The sequence below is a fragment of the Promicromonospora xylanilytica genome (assembly GCF_054782895.1).
The window spans coordinates 15,050-29,346 of record NZ_BAAGRP010000014.1 but is presented as its reverse complement, the minus strand read 5'-3'; the positions used below and the strand labels follow the sequence as shown (position 1 = coordinate 29,346).

The 14,297-nt window shown below is 72.8% G+C and carries 12 protein-coding genes; 2 read left to right on the top strand and 10 right to left on the bottom strand.

The features are described 5' to 3' along the window. Positions 1–11: 11 nt before the first annotated feature. Complete coding sequence (locus ACYVK7_RS14430; RefSeq protein WP_460888417.1) at positions 12–1,454, top strand: AAA family ATPase; 1,443 nt, start codon at positions 12–14, stop codon at positions 1,452–1,454. Positions 1,455–1,482: 28 nt separating this feature from the next. On the opposite strand, the gene nagB is transcribed toward ACYVK7_RS14430, so the two are convergent. From nagB to ACYVK7_RS14400, 6 genes are all read right to left on the bottom strand, one after another. Further along, positions 1,483–2,265, bottom strand: a complete 783-nt coding sequence (gene nagB, locus ACYVK7_RS14425; protein ID WP_460888416.1) for a glucosamine-6-phosphate deaminase — start codon at positions 2,263–2,265, stop codon at positions 1,483–1,485. Continuing rightward, positions 2,265–3,317: an ROK family protein gene (locus tag ACYVK7_RS14420; protein ID WP_460888415.1), complete on the bottom strand. Its 1,053-nt coding sequence runs from the start codon at positions 3,315–3,317 to the stop codon at positions 2,265–2,267. The genes nagB and ACYVK7_RS14420 overlap by 1 nt, the downstream gene beginning before the upstream one ends. Next, a complete protein-coding gene (locus ACYVK7_RS14415; protein WP_460888414.1) occupies positions 3,317–4,171 on the bottom strand; it encodes a carbohydrate ABC transporter permease in 855 nt (284 codons plus the stop codon). The genes ACYVK7_RS14420 and ACYVK7_RS14415 overlap by 1 nt, the downstream gene beginning before the upstream one ends. Continuing rightward, positions 4,168–5,115 (bottom strand): carbohydrate ABC transporter permease, encoded by a 948-nt coding sequence (locus ACYVK7_RS14410; protein ID WP_460888413.1) that lies wholly within the window; start codon positions 5,113–5,115, stop codon positions 4,168–4,170. Before ACYVK7_RS14410 ends, ACYVK7_RS14415 begins: the two co-directional genes overlap by 4 nt. A gap of 134 nt (positions 5,116–5,249) precedes the next feature. Continuing rightward, complete coding sequence (locus tag ACYVK7_RS14405) at positions 5,250–6,542, bottom strand: extracellular solute-binding protein (protein WP_460888412.1); 1,293 nt, start codon at positions 6,540–6,542, stop codon at positions 5,250–5,252. A 117-nt stretch (positions 6,543–6,659) separates the two neighbouring features. Then, on the bottom strand, positions 6,660–7,814 hold the full coding sequence (locus tag ACYVK7_RS14400) for an ROK family transcriptional regulator (protein WP_460888411.1): 1,155 nt from the start codon (positions 7,812–7,814) through the stop codon (positions 6,660–6,662). A 306-nt stretch (positions 7,815–8,120) separates the two neighbouring features. On the opposite strand from ACYVK7_RS14400, the gene ACYVK7_RS14395 reads away from it, so the two are divergent. Next, positions 8,121–9,086 carry a DUF4349 domain-containing protein gene (locus tag ACYVK7_RS14395; RefSeq protein WP_460888410.1) on the top strand — a complete coding sequence of 322 codons (966 nt, stop codon included), beginning with the start codon at positions 8,121–8,123 and terminating at the stop codon, positions 9,084–9,086. 75 nt (positions 9,087–9,161) lie between these two features. Here ACYVK7_RS14395 and ACYVK7_RS14390 read toward each other — a convergent pair whose 3' ends face one another. The 4 genes from ACYVK7_RS14390 to ACYVK7_RS14375 are packed head-to-tail and all read right to left on the bottom strand — an operon-like array spanning position 9,162 to position 14,206. Then, positions 9,162–9,566 carry a RidA family protein gene (locus ACYVK7_RS14390; RefSeq protein ID WP_460888409.1) on the bottom strand — a complete coding sequence of 135 codons (405 nt, stop codon included), beginning with the start codon at positions 9,564–9,566 and terminating at the stop codon, positions 9,162–9,164. A 29-nt stretch (positions 9,567–9,595) separates the two neighbouring features. Continuing rightward, positions 9,596–10,801: an alanine racemase gene (locus ACYVK7_RS14385; RefSeq protein ID WP_460888408.1), complete on the bottom strand. Its 1,206-nt coding sequence runs from the start codon at positions 10,799–10,801 to the stop codon at positions 9,596–9,598. 46 nt (positions 10,802–10,847) lie between these two features. Continuing rightward, on the bottom strand, positions 10,848–12,446 hold the full coding sequence (locus ACYVK7_RS14380; protein ID WP_460888407.1) for an N-acyl-D-amino-acid deacylase family protein: 1,599 nt from the start codon (positions 12,444–12,446) through the stop codon (positions 10,848–10,850). Next, complete coding sequence (locus tag ACYVK7_RS14375) at positions 12,443–14,206, bottom strand: beta-N-acetylhexosaminidase (protein ID WP_460888406.1); 1,764 nt, start codon at positions 14,204–14,206, stop codon at positions 12,443–12,445. Before ACYVK7_RS14375 ends, ACYVK7_RS14380 begins: the two co-directional genes overlap by 4 nt. Between the last annotated feature and the right edge of the window lie 91 nt (positions 14,207–14,297).

The window sequence follows — 14,297 nt, the reverse complement described above, 5'->3', positions numbered from 1 at the left end:
ATAACTGACGCATGTCACATCCCCACCCCGAGAGGAGCCTCACCCTGCCCGACGACGGCGCCGTCTCCCCGGCCGACCTCGCCGACTCCCTGTCCACGACCCTCTCCGACCACCTGGCCGACGGCCTGGCCGACGACCTGGCCCGCGACCTCCCGGCCGGCCCGCCCGAGCCCGTCTGGCCCGACTTCGGCGACAACGACGAGTCCGCACGCCGTGCCGTGGCCGCCGTGGCCGCCATGCTCGGCCGCCCCATACCGGAACGCCCGAAGGAACCCCGCTCGTCGAGCGAGTGGCTCGCCCGCCGGTGGGACGTCGACGAGAGCGCTCTGGTCAACGTCTCGCGCGACATGTCGCGCACCCTGCAGCGGCTGCACGCCTACGCGCTCCAGCGCTGGGTCGAGCGGCACCCGGACGACGTCGCGGTGTTCGGCCCGGGCGGTGCCCCGCAGCGGGCCGCCCTCGACCTCGGCAACGGCACCTCCGTGAGCGTGCCCGCCGTCGCCACGGTCCTCTTCCCTGCCGGGACGGCGTACGAGACACCCGTCGCCGTCGAGGTGGCCTACCGCTACGGGACGCCCACGGTCACCGCCTTCGCGCCGCCCGGCGGCCTGGCGCTCGCCGAGCGGGTCCTCGCGGACCTGACCCGCACGCTGGAGACCGACCACCCGTACCGGGGCGGTGTCCTGTCCGCGCGGGCGCCCAGCGGGTCGGTGGAGCTGACCCCGGTCAAGCACACCGTGCAGGTGCGGGGCGACGTCGTGCTGCCGCCGGACCTGTGGCACGAGGTCGACCTGTTCTGCTCCAGCGTCACCACGCGCCGCGAGGCCCTGCGTGCCCTCGGCCACACGACGTCACGGGGGCTGCTGCTCGCGGGCCGGCCCGGGGTCGGCAAGACGAAGCTCACGCGGGTGATCGCCACGGAGCTCGCGGGACCGCTCACGGTCGTGCTGGTCACCGCGGAGGTGCTGCGCACCTGGATGACCGAGCTGTACGAGGAGATCCGCGGCCTGGGCCCCTGCCTGGTGGTCCTGGAGGAGATCGACTCGGTCGCGTCGAAGGGCTCGCGCGGCGAGACCTCGTTCGCCGAGTTCCTCGACGCCCTCGACGGCACCCGCAGCTCGGACGACGTGCTGACGGTCGCCACCACGAACGACCCCGACTCCCTCGACCCGGCGGTCAAGCGGCCCGGCCGCTTCGACACCATCATCGAGGTGCCGCCGCCCGACCAGGCGGGGCGCACGGAGATCCTGCGGCTCTTCCTCCCGCCGGGCGCCCCGGTCGACGTCGCCCAGGTGGCCTCGTACCTGGACGGCGCCACGGGCGCGGACCTGCGCGAGGTCGCCCGCCGCTCGATCCTCGAGCACGGGCCCGAGGGGCTGACGACCGACCGGGTCGCCGACGTGGCGACGTCGGGCCGGTGGAAGCCCGCGCCGGTGGCGGGGAACTACCTCTGACGGGTGGGCGTGTCTTGCCGGCCGGGGGTCACAGGCCTTGCCAGTCGGGTTTGTCGGCGTAGGTCTGGCGGTAGTAGTCGGCGAGCTGGAGGCGGGAGGCGGCCGCGTCGTCGACCAGCACGGTCGCGTGCGGGTGGGTCTGCATGATCGTCGCGGGCCACATCGCGGAGATCGGGCCCTCCACGAGCTGGTGCACGGCCTCGGCCTTCGCACGCCCGGACGCGAGCAGCACGAGGTGGCGCGCCGACATGATCGTGGCCAGGCCCTGGGTCAGGCAGTGCCGGGGCACCTGCTCGACCGATCCGCCGAAGAACCGTGCGTTGTCCTGCCGGGTCTGCTTGGTCAGGGTCTTGATCCGGGTGCGTGACGCGAGCGAGGACCCGGGCTCGTTGAACGCGATGTGCCCGTCGGTGCCGATGCCGAGCAGCTGCAGGTCCACACCGCCGGCGTCCGTGATCGCGGCCTCGTACGCGGCGCACGCCGCCGGCAGGTCGTCCGCGAGGCCGTCCGGGCCCTGCACCGCCCCGGGCGCGAGGTCGACGCGGGAGGTGAACTCCTTCTCGATCACGTTGCGGTACCGCTCGGGGTGGTCCTCACGAAGGCCGACGTACTCGTCGAGCATGAACGCCCTCGCCCGCGCGAACGACAGGCCCTGCTCGGTGTGGCGGCGGGCCAGCTCGTCGTACACCGCCAGCGGTGACGATCCCGTGGCCAGCCCCAGCACCGCGTCGGGCGTGGTCCCGAGCAGTACCTCGACGGCATCGGCCGCCAGCCGCGCGAGCTCCTGCGCCGGAGCGATCACGACCTCCATCAGACCCTCCTCCCGAGCACCGCGGCGCCCACCGCCGCGACCGGAACCTGCGTGGGCGCGAGCTGCACCCGCTCCGCCAGCCTGAGCGACCCCAGGAACGGCGACACCTTCGCCTGTTCCCGCAGCGCGTCCTGCACGGCGTCCAGCAGCTCCGTGCCGAGCTGCGCCACGCCACCGCCGAGCACCACGTGGCGCACGTCGGTGGTCAGGACGAGCAGCCGTACCGCCGAGGCCGTGGCGTCGGCGAACCGGTCCTTCACCGCTATCGCCTCCTGGTCGCCCCCGCGGGCCGCCTCGAACAGCTCCACCGGCGCCGGCTTGCCGTGCCGGGACGGCCACGCCGCCTCCAGCGCCTTGCCCGACGCGAACCGCTCCAGGCAGCCGCGCTGCCCGCACGGGCACTCCGGCCCGAGCGGGTCCACCGGGATGTGCCCGATCTCCCCCGCCGCGCCGCTCGCACCGCGGCGCAGCTCGCCGTCGAGCACCAGTCCGGACGCGAGCCCCGTGCCGAGCGCCAGGAACGCCAGGTCCTCGTGGTCCTGGGTACCGCCCGCGCGCTCGAGCACGTGCGCCGCGCCGACGGCGGCCACGTTGAGGTCGTTCTCGACCACCACGGGCACGCCGTCCAGCTCGGCCGACAGCAGCTCGGCGAGCGGGAGCTCGTCGTCGTGCACACCAAGGTTGACCGCGTGCTTCACCGTGCCGGAGCGATGGTCGACGATGCCGGGGATCCCCAGCCCCACGCCGACCACGTCCGCGAGCCCCACGCCTCCCGACGCGACGACTTCGCGGACCGCCTGCGCGGCACCCGCCACCAGCCCGTCGGCGCCGTGCACGGTGGTCCGGCGCACCGTGCCGACCACCGCGCCCTCCGGATCGAGGAGCGCGCCGAGGATCTTGGTCCCGCCGATGTCGAGGCCGACCGTGTACGCGGGCCCCCGCCCGTCCTCGGACCGGGCACTCCCCTTCCGCTTGCCGACCTTTCCCATCCCGACCTCTCGCTCACCGGGCCCGCCCTCGTGGGGCGTGCCCGTACCGGACTTGCTGCCCATCAGCCCTTCACCGCACCGGACACCAGACCGCCTGTCATCCGACCCTGGACGATCAGGAAGAAGATCACGGCCGGGATCGCGATGAGCACCGACCCCGCCATGACCGCACCCCAGTTGGTGGCCTGCGTGGCCTGGAGGAACGTACGCAACCAGAGCGGCAGCGTCATCGCCTCGGGCCGCTGCATGACCACCAGCGCCATGACGAACTCGTTCCACGCCTGGATGAAGGCGAACACACCCGTCGCCACGAGGCCAGGGGCGAGCAGCGGGAAGGTGACACGCCAGAAGGCACCGGCCCGGGAACAGCCGTCGATCATCGCCGCCTCCTCCAGCTCCTTGGGCACACCGTTGACGAATCCGCGCAGCGTCCAGATGGTGAACGGCAGCACGCCGGCCGCGTACACGAGCGTCAGGCCGATGATCGTGTTCAGCAGCTGCCAGCCGTCGATGATCCGGAACAGCGAGATGATCATCGCCTCTCCGGGGATCATCTGGACAACCAGGATCAGCACGATGAACGTACGGCGCCCCTTGAAGGAGAACCGGGTCAGGGCCAGCGCCGCCACGAAACCGACGACCAGCGCGATCACCAGCGTGAGGAACGTGACACCGATCGAGTTGACCACGGCCGGCGGGAACGGCGCCCGCACCTCGCCGAACATCGCCGCGCGGTAGTTGTCGAGCGTGAACACGTCCGGGGTCGGGAAGAACGCGAGGTCCTCGCCGCGGATGCGGTTGTTCGGCAGGAACGACGTGCTGACCATCCAGTACACGGGGAAGGCCGAGAACACGAAGACGACGATCGCCAGGGCGCCGAAGCCCGTGTCGGCGAGGCGCTTGCGGATCTTGATCACTGCTCGTCCTCCCGCAGGGTGCGCCGCACGTAGGGGTACGCGATGGCCAGCATGACGATCACGAAGATCACGCCGATGGCGCTCGCCATGCCGTAGTGCCCCTGTGCCATACCCGTCTGGTAGATGTAGACGCCGATGGTGTTGGTCAGCTCGCGGTCGCCGCCGACGTCCTGCAGCACGAAGACCTGGGTGAAGACCTTCAGGTCCCAGATCATCGACAGCACCACGAGCACCGTGATGATGCTGCGCACGTAGGGCACCTGGATGAGCCGGAAGCGCTGGTACGCGCTCGCGCCGTCGAGCTGCGCGGCCTCCATCACCTCTCCGGGGATCTGGGTGAGGCCCGCATAGAGCGTGAAGGCGACGAACGGCACGGCGCCCCACACGATGATGAACGTGAGGATCAGGTAGAACGACCACGGGTTGATCAGCCAGGAGTGACCGAACCACCGGTCTCCCGTGATCGCGGTGAGCAGGTTGTTCACCACGCCGTACTGGGTGTCGAACACCCAGCTCCACACGGTCGTGGCGGCGAGCTGCGGCATCGCCCACGCCAGCAGCAGGCCGACCGACATCAGGAGGCGCAGGGCCTTGCCGACGCGGATCATGAGCAGTGCCACGAGCATGCCGAGCACCATCGTGGTGACGACGAGCACGACCATGAGCGCGAAGCTGCGCCCCAGCACCGTCCAGAAGCCCTCGACGTCGGTCAGCACCGTCACGTAGTTGTCGAAGCCCACCCACTCGGCGGGTACGCCCATGAGCTGCGCCCGCTCGTACTTCTGGAACGACATCACCAGCAGGCGGACGACCGGGTACCCCGTCATCACGCCGAGCAGGATCATCGTCGCCGAGAGCAGGAGCCAGGGCAGGTAGGGCGGCCGGCGCTTCTGCCGGATCTCTTGGCGCGGCGGCGCCGGTGTGTCGAGAAGTGTCGAGCTCATGTCCTGTCTTCCTCGCCAGGCGGCCCGGCAGCCCCTCGAGGAGCGACTGCGGGCATCAGGGGGCAGTGGAGTCCCGTCCCGCCCGGGCTTTGAAAGGGCTGCACCGGGCGGGACGGGAAGTTCTGCTGACCTCGTCAGCTGTTGAGGATCTCCTCGATGTCCGCGTCGAGCTTCTCGGCGACGGTCTTCACGTCCTCGCCGGAGGCGATCTTGGTGAAGGCGGTCTGCAGGATCATCTTGGCCTCGACGTCGGCCCACTTCGGTGACGCGGGCGTGAGCCGGGCGTTGGCGGCGGCCTCCGCGGCGGCCTTGCCGATCGAGGTCGACTGGTCGACCTGCTCGAAGAGCGAGGTCTTGGCGGGGAACAGGCCGATTCCGGCGAGGATCGACTGGTACTCGTCGCTGAGCAGGATCTCGTAGGCGCTCATCGCGAGGTCCGGACGGGCCGAGTTCTGCGCGACGGCGATGTTCGAGCCGCCGGCGAACACCTGGGCGGCGCCGCCGTCCTTGCCCGGCAGGGCGATGCCCTCGAGGTCCTTGCCGTACGTGGAGGCGCAGCCCGGGACGCCCTCGGGGTCCTCGGGCTCCTCCGGTGCGTTGATGGACCACTGGATCCAGCTCGGGGCGGAGAGGAAGCCGACCTTGCCCTCGCAGAACGGCACCTGCAGGTCGGTCTCGTTGGCGTCGGCCGGGGCGTTGTTGCCCTCGGTCATGATCGTCTGGATCTGTTCGAGGCCGGCGAGGCCACCCTCGGAGGAGAACCCGGCGTCCCAGGTCCCGTCGTCGGCCTGCTCGGCCACGTAGCCGCCGTTCTCCCAGATGAAGGGCAGCGCGTTGTACCAGTCCTGGCCGGGCCAGTACACGCCGGACAGCTCGTCCGTCTTCAGGTCGACGGCGGTCTCGACGTACTCGTCGAGCGTGGTCGGCACCTTGGTGTCGCCCAGGACCTGCTTGGAGTAGAAGACCACGCGCGAGCCCGAGTAGTACGGCAGGGCGTAGTGCTTGCCCTCCCAGTCACCGGCCTCGACGAAGCCGGGCAGCAGGTCGCTGCCGCCCAGGGACTCGAACTCGTCCGGGGTGATCTCGCGGAAGTAGCCCGCCGAGGTGAACGCGGCGGCCTGCGTGTTGCCGATCTCGACCACGTCGGGAGCGTCAGAGCCGGCCAGCGCCGTCGTGTACTTGTCGACCAGGCCGTCCCAGGCCTGCTCCTCGATCACGAGGGTGCTGCCCTCGTTCTGTTCCTCGAAGGTCTTCTTCAGGTAGTCACGCGCCTCTGGCGGCGTGTCGGTACCGACGAGCCAGACCCGGACCTCGCCGGGGCCGGTCTCCTCGGCGGTCGCGGCTCCGCCCGCGTTACCGCACGCGCTGAGCGCGAGGGTCAGGGTGATCGCCGACGCCGCAGCGCCGACGAGACGGTTTCTGTTCACGTGTGTTCCTCCCGGGATACGACTCTGTGTCGCGGTGGGTGTTGATAAGCGGTGCGTGGTGATGACTCGAGCGGGAGCTCGAGGAGACGCCTGCCGCCGACACGTGCGCACTGATGCTCACGAGACCCCCAGCTGAGCGGAAAGCACGAGGACCGCGGCGCCCGCCAGCACCACGTCCTCGTCGAGCGCGGCCATCCGCAGCTGCAGGCCCGAGTTGATGGCCGGCATCGTGCGCTGACGGATGGTGTTCAGCGCGGCCTCGCGCAGGGGCCCGTCGAGCAGGTCGCGCGGACCGCTCAGCAGCACCTCCGTGAGGTTGAGCGCGCTGACGACCGGGGCGAGGGTCACACCCAGCACCCGGCCTGCCGACGCCAGGGCGGCGTCGGAATCTTCTGGGGTCCTGCCCTCGACCGCGCGCCGCAGCGCCGGTACGGACAGGACTGTCTCGAGGCAGCCGGTACGGCCGCAGGCGCAGGCGTCGCCGTCGTCGACCACGGTCACGTGGCCGATCTCACCCGCCGCATCGCCCTGGCCGTGCACCCGCACGCCGTCGACGACCACGCCGGCACCGACGCCGGCTCCGACCGTGACCACGAGCATGCCGGAGCTACCACCGCCGTACGTGAACTCGCCGAGCGCCGCGGTGTTGGCGTCGTTCGCGACGTGCACGGGCAGGCCCAGCCGGTCGCCGAGGATCTCGGCGAGCGGCACGTCGTACCACCCGCGGTTGGGCGCCTCGACCACCCTGCCGTCCAGACCGACGATGCCGGGCGAGCCCACGCCGACGCCGATCACGGGATGGGTCGCGGCGGCGACGAGCCGGCGGACGAAGCGGGTGAGCAGGTCGACGAGCTCGTCGCCGGTGCGGCCGTCGATGTCGAGCTGTCGGCGCACCACGATCTCGCCGGTGAGGCTGAGGACGGCGCCGCGCATGCGGCCGTAGTCCGTGAGGTCGACGGCCACGATCTGGTAGGCGTCGGCCCGCAGGCCCACGAGGATCGCCGGCTTGCCGACGCGCTGGCCGGGCCGCGTGCCCAGCTCCTCCACCAGGCCCTCGGTGATGAGCACCGAGACCAGGTCCGAGATGGTGACGCGGGTGAGCGAGGTCGCTCGGGCGAGGTCGGCCCGGGAGGTGGGCCCCTCGTGGAAGAGGTGCTGCAGCACCAGGGACCGGTTGTGCGCCCTGGCGTGCTCGGGGAGCACCTTGGACGTCGCGCGCAGCCGTGCGCCGAGCCCTCGCCCGGTGCCGTTGCGTTCTGTCGTCGTCGCCATGTTTGTTAGTAGACCTCCTTAACAGAGTCGTTGTCCATCGCCGGGTATGACCCGTAACAAGACTGTTACGTGGGTCACCTTGCCCTGACTTCGAACGCACTCTGCCGCCGTATCGGGATTACTTCACGTGCCTGACGAACCCGAGACTGCCCCACCGCGGCGCGGTCGGCACAGCGTGACCGCAGCGTGATCAAAAACCGCGCAAAACCGGTGAAAAATCGGGTCACGAGGGCCGCAAGTTCACAAAGGGATCACAGTTCTCAGGTGGGGCCGGTTCCGGCACCGTCGGCCTCATACGCTCGTCCCATGAAGCGCAACCGGTCAGCCAGGGGGGACGTGGGCCCGCCCGCCCGCCACCTCGCTCACAGTCTCCTGGCAACGGTCGTCGGAGCGACCCTCGCGGTCACCCTCGCAGCCTGCTCCGGAAGCGGCGCGACCGAGTCCGGCGGCGGCGCCGAGGCGGACGCCGCGCGCAGCGAGGCCGTCGCCCCGGGCGCCGTCGAGGACTCGGTCACCGGCGCGGCGGGCACCGTCGGCCTCACCGAGGCCCCCGAGGAGGCAGTCGACCGGGAGCTCATCACCACCGGCAACGCGACGCTCGCGGTCGAGGACCCGTTCGCCGCGGCCGAGCAGATCGCCGACCTCGTCGAGTCGGCCGGCGGCCGCGTGGAGGCGCGCGACGAGCGTGCCGCTACCGACGACGAGCCCGGCAGCGCGTCGATGACCCTCCGCATCCCCGCCGACCGCGTCTCGGCGACGCTGGACGCGCTCGACAAGCTCGGCGAGGTGCGCGACCGGCACGTCGAGACGGTGGACGTCACCGGTACCGCGCAGGACCTCGACGCCCGCATCGCCGCGCTCCGCACCTCGACCGACCGCCTGCGCGAGCTCATGGCGGACGCCGACCGCACGTCCGACCTCATCGAGATCGAGGCGGAGCTCGCCACCCGCCAGGCCGAGCTGGACTCCAAGATCTCCGAACGCAGCCGGCTCTCGGACGAGGTGGCCATGTCCACCCTGCACGTCGAGATCGTCGCGGAGGGCAGCCCTGCGGCCCAGGCTCAGCCCGGCGGCTTTCTCGGCGGCCTGTCCGCGGGCTGGAGCGCCCTGGTGAGCACGTTCAACGTGGTCGTCCTGGTGCTCGGCGCGATCATCCCGTGGCTGGCGCTCGGCGGGCTGGTGCTGCTCGTGGTCGTCGGCGTCCGCAGGCAGGTCGCCAGGAACCGGCCGGACGGCCCGACGGTCGTCGCGGAGCCGGCAGTCACCGACTGACTGCACAGGACGGCCTGCGGCCCTGACTCGGCGTACGTGGTACGCCGGGTCAGGGCCGCAGGCCGTCCTGTGCAGTCAGTCGGTGATGGCCAGCGCGTCGATCTCCACCGTCATCTCCTCGCGCGGCAGGCCCACGAAGACCGTGGTCCGGCTCGGCAGCACGCCGCTGGGGCAGTGCTTCGTCACGAACTCGCCGTAGGCCTCGTTCATCAGCGCGAAGTCCTCGCGCACCCGGAGGTAGACCCGCAGCATCACGACGTCGTCGAACGTCGCGCCGCCGGCCTCGACCACCGCCCGCACGTTCTCCAGCGTGCGCGTGGTCTGCGCGGCCACATCCCCGAGGTGCACGTACTCCCCCGTCGCCGGGTCGGTGGGCCCCTGGCCCGAGACCTGGACGAACGGGCCCTTGCGTACACCCTGGTGGAAGGTGTGCGCCGGCGCGGGGGCGTCCGGGGTCGAGATGGCGGTCTTGTCGGTCATCAGTTGTTCTCCTTGCTCGTCGTGCGGGTTCAGAAGTCGAGCGTGACCTGCTCGGCGACCTCGTCGCCGCGGGTCACGAGCGCGGTGCGGTACTTGTCGAACGTGGTGCACGGGTGAGAGATGCCGAACCCGATCACGTCGCCCGGCCGCAGCACGCCGTCGCTCGCGGGCTCGACGGCGAGGTAGGCGTGCTGGTCGTTGAGCGCGGTCACCCGCACGCCGGTCAGCTCGCGGGACTCACCCAGGCGGCCCGCGGCGTCGGCCGGGCGCACGACGAGCGGCGTCGGCAGGTCGATGTCGAACGACACGTCCCTGCGCCCCATGCCGCAGATGACCAGGCCGGGCTCCGGAGCGGACAGCACCGCGGCCCAGACGGTGATCGCGGGGCGCAGCGCCGGGGCGCCGAGGCGCGTCCAGGGGTCGGTGCGCAGGTAGTGCCCGTGGTCGTGGGTCACGTAGGCGCCGGAACGCACCACCGCGCGTGTCGGCACGGAAGCACCCGTCGCGTCCTGGACGGGGACGGTCAGACGCCGGGTGACGACGTCGGCGAACGCGCTGCCGCCCGCGCTCACCACGACCGGGCCGGTCACGAGCCCGGCGATCTCCGCCGCCGCCTCGCGCAGCCCGTCGCACCACCGGCCGACGGCGGCCAGCTCGTCGTCGCTGGTGCCGCCCGCCACCGGACCCTCGTAGCCGGCGACGCCGACCAGGCGCAGGCCCGCGTCGCGCACCTGGCCGGCGAGCGCCACGGCGTCGGGCACGGTGCGCACCCCGGTGCGGCCACCGGGTACGCCGAGCTCGACGAGCACGCCGAGCCGTGCGGCGTCCTGGGGCGCGGCGCCCGCGAAGCCCGCGGCGAGCAGCTCGACGCCCCGTGCGGAGTCCACGTACACCCAGACCTCGTCCGCGGCGCCGTCGGTCAGCGCCGTGCGGAGCCAGGCGATGTCGCGGGGGTCGACCAGCTCGTTCGCGAGGAAGACGCGGCGTCCCGCGCCGGGTACGCCCCAGCCGAGCACCGTCCGGAGCTGCGCGGGGGTCGCGACGGTGGCGCCCCAGGCTCCGGCGGCGGCCTGCCGCTCCCAGATCTCGCGGGACATGTGCGTCTTCACGTGCGGGGCGTGCTCCACACCGCCCTCGGCGAGCACGCGCGCCACGGTCGCGATGTTGTGGTCCAGCGCCGCCTCGTCGAGGGTCAGCAGGGGCCAGGTGGAGGTGGGGTCGTCGATGCGCAGCACACCCACATCCTGCCGTGTCACCCGCCTCGCGTGCACGTGCCGGCCGTCAGTCCGCCGTGCGGGCCGCGGGACCGGTGACCGCAGGGCGCAGGCCGCGCCCCGGCGTCGCACCGGTGAGCCGGCCGGCGGCGAGCACCGGAACCCCGGCGACGAGCACGTCGTCGATGCCCGACGCCGGCGTGCGCGGCTCCTCGTACGTCGCGTCGTCGCGGACCGTCCCGGGATCGACGAGCACGATGTCGGCGACCGCGCCCGGCACGATCCGCCCGCGGTCCGCCAGCGCGAACCGTCGTGCGGCACGGGCCGACAGGTGCTCGGCCGCGTCCCACCAGGTCCACGACCCGCGCCGCACGTGCTCGTCGAGCATCCGGGCGAAGGTTCCCCAACCCCGCGGGTGCGGGCGCCCGCCCCAGTAGATGGAGTCCGAGCCCACCACGTGCGCCTCGTGCCCCGCGAGCGCGCGGACGGACTGCGGCGAGTTGGTCGGCGGCTGCGCGAACACGCAGCTCGCGCGGAGCGCGGTGGTGGTGAGCACCTCGACCACCGTGTCGGGGGCCGAGCGCCCCAGCCGGGCGGCGACGTCGGGCAGGGTCAGGCCCTCCGCCCACTCCATGCCGGGGACGGACGCGAAGGTGATGCGCGGCCACAGCGCGGTCAGGCCGGCGAAGTGCTCGTCCAGCCGCGCGGCCGTGGCGGGGTCCCGCAGGGCGTCGATGGTCGCGGCGGCGTCGGCGAGCGGCAGCCACGGCGGCAGGGTGACCATGGACAGGATCGAGCATCCGCGCAGGTACGGGTAGGAGTCGTAGGTCAGGTCGTGGCCCCCGGCGCGGGCTGCCTCGACCCGCTCCAGCAGGTCCGCCGCCGGTCCGTGCAGGTGGGACACGTGCGTCGCGACGCCGGAGGCGCGCGCGACCCGCATCAGCTCGTCGAGCGCCTCGACGCCCCGGTCCTCGTACCCGCGCATGTGGCTCACGTGCGGCAGGCCCCGCACGGCCGCGGCCTTCGCGAGCGCCACGAGCTCGCGCTCGTCGGCGTAGGCGGCGGGCACGTACTCGAGACCGGTCGAGAACCCGCAGGCGCCGTCGTCGAGGGCCTGCTCCAGCAGGCCGACCATGGCCGCCACCTCCTCGTCCGACGCCGGACGCTGCGCCGCCCCCAGGATCCGGTACCGCAGGGTGCCGTGCGGGGCGAGGTAGGCGACGTTCACGGGGACCGTGCGGTGGTACGTGCTCAGCAGCTCGCCCACGGAGCCGCCGGTGAACGTCGGGTGTGCCCCGTCGACGGCGGCGAAGTACGTGCTCGCCCAGTCGTAGGTCGCGCGGTCGCTGGGGGCGAAGGAGACGCCGTCCTGCCCCGTCACGACGGTGGTGATCCCCTGGCGCAGCACCGCGAGCTGCACGTCCGGATCGAAGACCGCGGCCTCCGCGTGCGTGTGCGCGTCGACGAACCCCGGCATCGCGACGCGACCCCGCCCGTCGAGGGTCGTGTCGTCGTGCGCGAGGGCGTCCTGCCCGACGGCGGGCCGCTCGCCGGGGCGGGTGATCGCGGCGACCCTGCCGCGGGCGACGTGCAGGTCGACCGGGTCGGACAGGGTGCCGTCGGGCTGCGGCACGCGGGCGCCACGGATCAGGATCGTGCCGGTCATGCGTCACTCTCCGGGGTCTCGGGGTCGAGGGCGGTGGCTCGGGTGGGCCGGTTCTCCGCGCCGCCGTCCTCGCGCCAGCCGCCGATCCCGGCCCAGCCGCCGACGGCGGTCTCCGCCGCCAGGTCGCGCGGGTAGCCCTGGACGCCTGGCCGGGTCTGCCAGGGGTGCGGCCCGGCGAGCGGCCGGTACTCGACGCCGTACGCGTCGAGCCGGGGCAGGTGGCGCCGTTCGAGGCGGTCCAGGAACTCCTTCGACGCGGTCGAACCGGGCGCACGGTCGGCCCGCGGCGACCAGGCGACCTCCGCGAACGCCGCCAGCCGGGGATAGGTCGCGTAGTCGACGCGCCGCGCGCTGTCGAGGTGCTCGGTCCAGACCTGCGCCTGCGTGCCGAGCAGCCGGCCGGGCGCGCCGGTCGGGGCCAGCGGGGCGGGCAGCGGCTCGAAGCCGTACACGTCCTCGACGGTCCGCAGGAAGCCGACCGGGATCGGCTCCGCCGGGTGCTCGCCCGCTCGATGGTCGAGGTAGACGGCCTGCTCGGGTGCCATGACCACGTCGTGCCCGCTCTCGAGCGCCGCCGCACCCTGCGCGTAGCCGCGCCAGGACGTCACGATCGCGTCGCGCGGGAGCAGGGGCGACATCGCCTCGTCCCAGACGACGGCGCGGCGGCCGGCGTCGGACACGTGCTGGGCGAGGCGGGCGACGAACCAGCCGTGCAGCCGTGCGACGTCCGGGGCGCCGTCGGCCCCGACCAGTCCCAGCGCACGGGCGCGCTCGACGATGTGGGGCGACTCGCGCCACAGGGTGGGCGGCACCTCGTCGCCGCCCAGGGCGATCCACGGCGCGTCGAAGACGTCGAGGACCTCGTCGAGCACGTGCCGGAAGAACGCGAGGGAGCCCTCGGACGGGTCGAGCACGTCCTGGCTGATGCCCCATGTGGTGCGGACCCCGCTGCGGTCCTTGCGCGTGCCGAGCTCCGGGTAGGCGGCGACCGCCGCCTCGACGTGGCCGGGGACGTCGATCTCCGGGACCACGGTGATGCCCCGGTCGCGGGCGAACGCCACGATCTCGCGCAGGTCGTCCTGCGTGTAGAAGCCGCCGTGCGGGCGGCCGTCCCGTGCGCCGGTGCGCCAGGTGCCGACCGTCGACTCCCTGCGCCACGCGCCGGTCCGGGTCAGCTCCGGGTAGCGGTCGACCTGCACGCGCCAGCCCTGGTCGTCGGTCAGGTGCAGCTGCAGCACGTTGAGCCGGTGAGCCGCGGCGAGGTCGATGAACCGCAGCACGTCGTGCTTGGGCAGGAAGTGGCGCGCGACGTCGAGCAGCACGCCGCGCCACTCGAAACGGGGACGGTCCTCGATACGCACCGCCGGCAGCTCGACCTGGCCCGCCCGCGGGTTCCCGTAGGCCGCGGACGCGCGGCGGTAGGCCGCCGGACCGGCGAGCTGGCGCAGTGTCTGCGCCGCGGCGTGCGCACCTGCGAGGTCAGCGGCCTCGACGCGCACGGTGCCGGACGCCGCGCTTCCCGACGCCGCAGGGCGTACGTCGATCCGGTAGCCCCCGGCCGACAGGTCGGTGGCACGGACGAAGACGACGTCGGAGTCACGGTCCGGCACGCCCGGGACCAGGTCGAGGCCGAAGGCCTCCTCCGTGACCCGCCGCCACCAGCGCACGGCCGGCCGCAGCACGGGGTCGGCCGTGACGAGCGCGCCGTCCGCGAGCAGCACCGTGCCGCCCGGCACCTGCATCGACGCAGGCTCGGGCACGAGACCAGGATCCCCGGGTTGGTGCACGGCGTCACCCTAACGCGGTGCCGTGTGACCGCGCCGACCCAGGCGGCGGCGGGAGCGCGCGATC

What these genes read in the sequence shown, in the direction of transcription:
- ACYVK7_RS14430 (WP_460888417.1), top strand. Translation starts at nt 12, where the DNA reads ATGTCACATCCCCACCCCGAGAGGAGCCTCACCCTGCCCGACGACGGC.
- nagB (WP_460888416.1), bottom strand. Translation starts at nt 2,265, where the DNA reads ATGGAGGTCGTGATCGCTCCGGCGCAGGAGCTCGCGCGGCTGGCGGCC.
- ACYVK7_RS14420 (WP_460888415.1), bottom strand. Translation starts at nt 3,317, where the DNA reads ATGGGCAGCAAGTCCGGTACGGGCACGCCCCACGAGGGCGGGCCCGGT.
- ACYVK7_RS14410 (WP_460888413.1), bottom strand. Translation starts at nt 5,115, where the DNA reads ATGAGCTCGACACTTCTCGACACACCGGCGCCGCCGCGCCAAGAGATC.
- ACYVK7_RS14400 (WP_460888411.1), bottom strand. Translation starts at nt 7,814, where the DNA reads ATGGCGACGACGACAGAACGCAACGGCACCGGGCGAGGGCTCGGCGCA.
- ACYVK7_RS14395 (WP_460888410.1), top strand. Translation starts at nt 8,121, where the DNA reads ATGAAGCGCAACCGGTCAGCCAGGGGGGACGTGGGCCCGCCCGCCCGC.
- ACYVK7_RS14390 (WP_460888409.1), bottom strand. Translation starts at nt 9,566, where the DNA reads ATGACCGACAAGACCGCCATCTCGACCCCGGACGCCCCCGCGCCGGCG.
- ACYVK7_RS14380 (WP_460888407.1), bottom strand. Translation starts at nt 12,446, where the DNA reads ATGACCGGCACGATCCTGATCCGTGGCGCCCGCGTGCCGCAGCCCGAC.